This is a genomic window from Psychromonas antarctica, assembly GCF_022267535.1.
GTDB classification, from domain to species: Bacteria; Pseudomonadota; Gammaproteobacteria; order Enterobacterales; family Psychromonadaceae; genus Psychromonas; species Psychromonas antarctica.
This window is the reverse complement of the sequence record NZ_JAHNZV010000132.1, coordinates 1-6,722: the sequence shown is the minus strand read 5'-3', so window position 1 is coordinate 6,722 and position 6,722 is coordinate 1. Positions and strand designations below refer to the sequence as shown.

General features: G+C 38.9%; 5 protein-coding genes. 1 reads left to right on the top strand and 4 read right to left on the bottom strand.

Annotated elements, in window-relative coordinates; translation table 11 throughout:
* Positions 1 to 63: 63 nt before the first annotated feature.
* From KSO91_RS15395 to apbC, 3 genes are all read right to left on the bottom strand, one after another.
* Positions 64 to 1,410 (bottom strand): hypothetical protein, encoded by a 1,347-nt coding sequence (locus KSO91_RS15395; protein ID WP_238743916.1) that lies wholly within the window; start codon positions 1,408 to 1,410, stop codon positions 64 to 66.
* 389 nt (positions 1,411 to 1,799) lie between these two features.
* Complete coding sequence (locus KSO91_RS15390; RefSeq protein WP_238743915.1) at positions 1,800 to 2,051, bottom strand: DUF2164 domain-containing protein; 252 nt, start codon at positions 2,049 to 2,051, stop codon at positions 1,800 to 1,802.
* A 21-nt stretch (positions 2,052 to 2,072) separates the two neighbouring features.
* Entirely contained in the window at positions 2,073 to 3,155 is a 1,083-nt protein-coding gene (gene apbC / locus KSO91_RS15385) for an iron-sulfur cluster carrier protein ApbC (RefSeq protein ID WP_238743914.1), read from the bottom strand.
* A 185-nt stretch (positions 3,156 to 3,340) separates the two neighbouring features.
* Between apbC and metG the strand changes: the two genes are divergently transcribed.
* Positions 3,341 to 5,401, top strand: coding sequence for a methionine--tRNA ligase (metG, locus tag KSO91_RS15380; protein WP_238743913.1), 2,061 nt, complete (start codon positions 3,341 to 3,343; stop codon positions 5,399 to 5,401).
* Positions 5,402 to 5,505: 104 nt separating this feature from the next.
* Here metG and KSO91_RS15375 read toward each other — a convergent pair.
* A partial coding sequence (locus tag KSO91_RS15375; protein ID WP_238743912.1) for an HD domain-containing phosphohydrolase occupies positions 5,506 to 6,722 on the bottom strand: 1,217 nt, incomplete at its 5' end.

Genomic DNA, 6,722 nt, shown 5'->3' with positions numbered 1-6,722 from the left:
CTCAAATAAAAAGCCCAAGTCAGTTTCCTGCTTGGGCTTTTTATACAATAGAAAAACTTAATACTAGATTAATGTTTGCACTGTTTTTTGCTCAAAGTATTGCGCCACAGAGATTAAATCGGCTTGTTCAATAGCCTCGGTGCTAACGGATATACTTTTATCTTCCATGCGCAGATTTAATGTGCTGTTTTTATCCGTTAATTCCCCATCATTTAATTCGGTCAGTGTTAGATGTAATTTAATACAGCTATTGTTATTATCTTCTTTGTTTTTAATTAGCTGAATATCGGTTAAGCAGCAGTCGGCAAAATGCAGTTTTATTTTATTCAACTGAGGTTTTCCATTCTCTTCGGCCTGTAATTCATCATCGGCACGATCTGTGCGAATTAAGCCATTTTGGTTTACCCAAGAGGTTAACGTACTCTGTAGATTACAGTTATAAAGTTCTACATAGGATGAGTTACAAATTTCCAGCGTCCCCTCACAAGTTGATAAATAATCTAAACTACCATTTTCTTTATCTTTCAGACGCTTTACATACATATGAAACTTAAGCATCGACTGGTAATTAACAACATCTATTTTCTTTGCAGATAGAGGCGTGTGTGCTTTTAGCATCTCAGTGATTGCGGTTTCAACACGCTGATTTAACTGATCGCTGTTTTCAAGCAAAGCAATATCTATCGAGCATAGCGGTTTTGATTCAGGGGAGTCCAAATCATCAACTATCTGGTAGTAACCTTTTGAACCATTGAACTGCATTTCCATTAAGACCACCCCCTCAATCGGAATACCAAGCGCTTCAATTATCACCTTTTGTCCTGATAAATAATCACTAAATTTATCTGCTGCGTTAGCTCCATGTATAGTAATGAGATGTGATGCACCGGTTTTCTCGACATTAAATATAATTTGAGGATCCAAACCATCATTATCTATATGAAAAGCGATTTGCTCTTTTGATATCTTTACTTTATGTAAATTGTTAAATTCTGTTCGCGGCTCAGCGCCATTATGAAAAACAAATTTATCATCTTCCGGCGCCCCTAAAGACTCAGCTACTTGATATACCAGAATAAATGCTGCAGGCCAAATAACAATGGCGGATAAAGGAACACTATAACCATTGAATTGTGACAGCAAATACCAAATCAATCCCCCCGTAATCGGCAATAATAGCAGCACACTATATTTTTTGCCCTTAACGACAGAGGATTGGTGGTAGTTCTTTATGTTATAAAATGTAAGCCATAGCAAACTAAAAATAAGTGCAATAAGGAGTGTTTGCGGCAAATCATTTGAAAATGCATCACTAAATAATAAAGTAAGGAGTGAACCGAGAATTAAGCTGGCGAAGGTGGTTAATATAAGGCCGTAATTAGCTTGCGCTTCATTTAGTGGTTTAGTCATAATATGTTTCACACTGATCTTATTGAATAGTTGCTTTATGCTGTTTATATTGAGAGCAATTTACCCAATAATAACTATCGTAACGCCTTGCGTAAGAACGCTATTCTATCACTGCTTACGCTACAGTAGTTAACTCTAGTCTCACACAAATGAAAAATAGGGATAAAACATTGATGATGCCAAACTAGAATGGGTTAGTAAGCAAAAAACTCAGCCATCAAAAGCGTTTAGCTTGTTTTTATGCAAAATGCGCCACTCAATTTAATTATAGTTGCTGGGAGATAACAATTAACCAAAATAGCAGGCAAGCCATGTTGTATACGTATAACCTGCCTGACATTAAGAATATAAATTATCTTTTTTCATTAGCTCAATTGAGAGCTAACTGTTTAATCAAAACCAGTGTCTTTTTCCAATTCATAAAATGATTCGGTTAGGGTGTCTAATTTATTATCAAGCAGTACACGTGCATCATTTAGCCCCTGATTATAATAATACCCACCTACTTTCTCCGTGAAAAAATCCAGTAAAAATTCAGCATCAAAATCTCCAATATCTTGTGCTAACTCTTTATCGAAATATTTTTTAATTTGGCTGACTAATATGCATTTTTGTTCACGAGTAAATTCTATATTTGCCATTCTAATTCTTACCTAAAATCATTATTTTATCTCAATGATATTGATTTTTTCTATGGCCGGCTTTAAATCTCGATAAAGGTTGACTGCGAGCGTTTCTGCTAATTTTAAATAAGGCGCAATCAATTCAGCTTTATCTTCTTTAATAACAGTAGGATTGCCTTGATCCGTATCTTGCCGATAAGCAATATGCAGCGGTAATGCACCTAAAAAGGCTAAATTAAATTGTTGGGCCAGCTTCTCGCCGCCCCCTGTACCAAATATTGCCTCTTGATGGCCACATTGAGTACAAACATAGACACTCATGTTTTCGATAATACCCGCTACATTAAGCCCCACTTTGTTAAACATAGTCACTCCTTTTTTCGCGTCTATTAATGCGATATCTTGGGGTGTTGTCACCACCACCGCGCTAGTGACAGGCGCACTTTGTGACATAGTTAATTGGATGTCACCCGTGCCTGGTGGCATATCAACCACTAAATAATCAAGCTCTGGCCAGGCAGTTTCATTTAAAACTTGAGTTAATGCTTTGCTGGCCATCGGGCCACGCCAGATCATTGCATCTTCCTCTTTGACCAAAAAGCCGATGCTATTACAGACCAAGCCATGCGCTTTAATTGGCAACATTAATTTACCATCTGCACTAGCTGGTTGAGCATCTTTTACGCCGAGCATAGTGGGAATCGATGGCCCATATATATCGGCATCCAATATGCCGACCTTGGCACCATTTGCAGAAAGAGCAAGAGCCAGATTAACACTGACAGTGGATTTGCCTACCCCGCCTTTACCTGAAGCAACCACCACAATATTTTTGATATTTGCTAAGGCTGTTTTACTACTATCACTTTGTAACGCCACAACTTTTGTTTTTATTTCCCAACGTATTTTCTGAGTCAGTATTTCAGCTAGTTGTAAGGCGCAGTCAGCTTGTAGTGACGCAAGCCAAGCCGGCGCATAAAAAGGTAAATGACAATTGATAACTGCGGCCTTATGATCTATTTTAATCAACCCATTTGTACGTAATTTATGAACGACATTTAACGGATCATTAGCGATTAAACAATCAAACACTTGCTCAACTAAGTTGTTTTTATTAAACACAGGCAAATACCTTTTACAAAAATAAGAAGTAGATCCAGTTTAGCAAAATAACGCCTTATTTCATCCTTAAATAAAAACCGCCTTTAACAGTGGGATTCCAAGCGCTAATTGGGTAGAATTAATGACTTAAAAATATAGCCTTAGACTGAAAAATTCGTTTTCGATAAAGAGGAAAAACACATAAAATGGTAAATCAAGACCGTAAAATCCTTGTCACCTGCGCCCTACCCTATGCTAATGGCCCCATTCACTTAGGCCATATGCTTGAACATATTCAAGCTGATATATGGGTTCGCTTTCAGCGTTTACGTGGCAATACAATCCATTTTATTTGTGCTGACGATGCACACGGCACCCCTATCATGCTGAAATCTAAAGAGATGGGCATTAAACCAGAAGAGATGATTGCCGATATTAAAGCCTCTCATGAAAGTGATTTCCAGGGGTTTGATATCAGTTTTGACCACTACCACAGCACCCATAGCGATGAGAATAAAGCACTCTCAGCACAAATATATATCGCCCTGCGCGATAATGGTTACATCACCAGTAGAACAATTTCTCAGCTGTTTGATCCTGAAAAAGAGATGTTTTTACCCGACCGTTTCATCAAAGGCACTTGTCCTAAATGTAAAGCAGATGATCAATATGGCGATAACTGTGATGTTTGCGGTGCAACTTATAACCCAACAGAGATGATTAATCCAAAATCAGCAGTATCAGGTGCAACCCCGATAATGAAAGATACCGAGCACTTCTTTTTCGATCTTCCGCAATTTGAAGATATGTTGAAAGAGTGGACCAAATCAGGCGCACTCCAGACTGAGATGGCCAACAAAGTGGGCGAATGGTTTGAGTGCGGTTTAAAACAGTGGGATATCACCCGCGATGCACCCTATTTTGGTTTTGAAATTCCCGATGCGCCAGGTAAATACTTTTATGTGTGGTTGGATGCGCCGATTGGTTATATGGGCAGCTTTAAGCACCTTTGTGATAAAACAGACGATCTTAACTTTGATGATTACTGGAAAAAAGACAGTGACACAGAGCTCTACCACTTTATCGGTAAAGATATCGTTAACTTCCACAGTCTATTCTGGCCTGCGGTTTTAGAAGGGTCAGGCTTCCGTAAACCAACTGCCGTGAATGTGCACGGTTATGTGACGGTTAATGGCGCGAAAATGTCAAAATCTAAAGGTACCTTCATTAAAGCCAGTACCTACTTAGATAACTTAGATCCTGAATGTTTGCGTTACTACTACGCCGCGAAGCTCACCAATCGCATCGATGATTTAGATCTTAACCTTGAAGATTTCACCCAGCGAGTCAACTCGGATGTAGTCAATAAACTGGTCAATCTAGCATCACGTACGGCAGGTTTTATCGCTAAAAAGTACGATGGACAATTATCACTAACAGTTGCCGAACCAGAGTTGTACCAATCATTTATCGATGCAGGTGCAAGCATCGCGACCTTATTTGAGCAGCGTGATTTTGCCCGTGCAATTCGTGAAATTATGGCGTTGGCAGATAATGCCAATAAATATATTGATGATAAAGCACCATGGGCTTTAACGAAGCAAGAAGGCAAAGAAGTTGAAGTACAGGATATCTGCTCAATGGGGATTAACTTGTTCCGTGTATTGATGACTTACCTAAAGCCGATAATGCCTAAACTAGCAATACGCAGTGAGGAGTTCCTCGCAGAAACGCTTGACTGGGAAATCATTAAAACGCCGCTGGCAGGACACAAAATCAATCAATTCAAAGCACTTTTCCAACGTATCGATCCTAAAAATGTGCAAGCTATGGTGGATGCATCAAAAGAGAGTATTGAAGCCGATAAAGCAGTTAAAGCTACACAAGCAGCGGCTGAACTTGAAGCTTCGCAATCAGAGTTAGATAAAGAACCTCTGGCGCCAGAAATTGATTTTGATACCTTTGCCAAAATAGACTTACGTGTAGCCTTGATTGCTAAAGCTGAGTCGGTGCCGAAAGCAAACAAGCTACTGAAACTGACCTTAGATTTGGGCGGAGAAACGCGTACTGTCTTTGCCGGCATCAAATCAGCCTACACACCGGAAGCATTAGAAGGTAAATTAACGGTTATGGTGGCAAACCTTGCGCCACGCCCGATGAAGTTTGGTTTGTCTGAAGGCATGGTCTTAGCTGCGGGGCCAGGTGGAACAGAGATCCATATATTAAATCCAGATGATGGTGCTAAACCGGGCCAACGTATTATGTAATTCCTAATGTATACATATTAAAGTGTTTTTGTCATAGACCTCAAGTTCTTTGCTTGGGGTTTTTTGTATCTGCGGGTAGGCTAATCCAATAAACAATTTAAGCATCACGCTTTAGTTTGAGATTTAAGAATAGGGATTATCACCCCCTCTTTTTCCTTCATTTTTAAAAAAACAGAGGCTATTGCAGGATTAAACTGCTTACCACTATTTTCCATTATCTCTTTAAGTGCATGTTGTTCTGAAAGAGGATCTCTATATGACCTTTTAGAAGTCATTGCATCCCAGCAGTCTGCAATAGCAAGTATTTGTGAAATAAGCGGGATTTCTCCTGCTTTTAAGCCAAGCGGATAACCCTTTCCATCCCAACGTTCATGATGATGTAAAACATAACCAGCAATTTTCTGTAATTGCTTTGACTTATTGAGCACAGTATAACCCCATGATGAATGGTTTTTAATCAGAGTAAGCTCTTCACTCGTAAGCTTTGTGTTCTTGCTTAAAATATGTTTGGGGACAACCGTCTTGCCTATGTCATGTAAAATGCCCGCCCAATACGCCAGTCTTACATCTTCACCCGGCAAACCTATCTCTTGCGCAATTCGTTCACTAAGTTTTGCTACATTTTCAGAGTGACCTTTGGTGTAACTGTCATGTATTTCTAACATCCGGAGCATAATAAAAACAATTTCATGCTGGAAATCCTGAAGCTCTATATTCAAAAGATCAATTTCTAAACTATGTTTTTTTAATTGCTCATAGTTATTCTTCATTTTTTCACGATCCGCTTTTGCATCGGTTATATCGATAGCGATACCGAGGACAGCCAAGTCCTTTGAATAAGCTGTTTGAAAAGGTATTTTAGTTGTTTGCACGATTTTAACTGTGCCATCTGCCTCATGATTCTCCTCTTCGGGAATGAATTTAGTCATATGGCTATTGATAACTTCTAAGTCATCTTTTAAAAAAGCTTGCACCTCTTCAACAGGAAAAGTAGTACCTGCATAATGCAGCTCAAAGTGGCTTTTCCCCTCCAATTCTTGTGGCGAGAGCCCATAGCCTTTGGCTGTCGCTTCATTCACAAAAATGAATTTCCCTTGCGCATCTTTAGCAAATATTTTATGCGGGACGAGATCAATTATTTGCCTTAGCTCTTTGTTTTTTGCCTCAATCTCGGTGCTATATAATTCTCTATTTTTATAGCCCTCACAAAGATGATCTAATATTCTATTGAGTTCGAAATACTTTAAATTTTCATGTTCAGCCCCGTACTGAGCGCCATCAGTAAGTTCAAATAGATACTTAAATTTATTGTATATTTTTC

Excerpts from the sequence above, each read along its gene's own strand:
- KSO91_RS15395 (WP_238743916.1), bottom strand. The coding sequence starts at position 1,410 with ATGACTAAACCACTAAATGAAGCGCAAGCTAATTACGGCCTTATATTA.
- KSO91_RS15390 (WP_238743915.1), bottom strand. The coding sequence starts at position 2,051 with ATGGCAAATATAGAATTTACTCGTGAACAAAAATGCATATTAGTCAGC.
- metG (WP_238743913.1), top strand. The coding sequence starts at position 3,341 with ATGGTAAATCAAGACCGTAAAATCCTTGTCACCTGCGCCCTACCCTAT.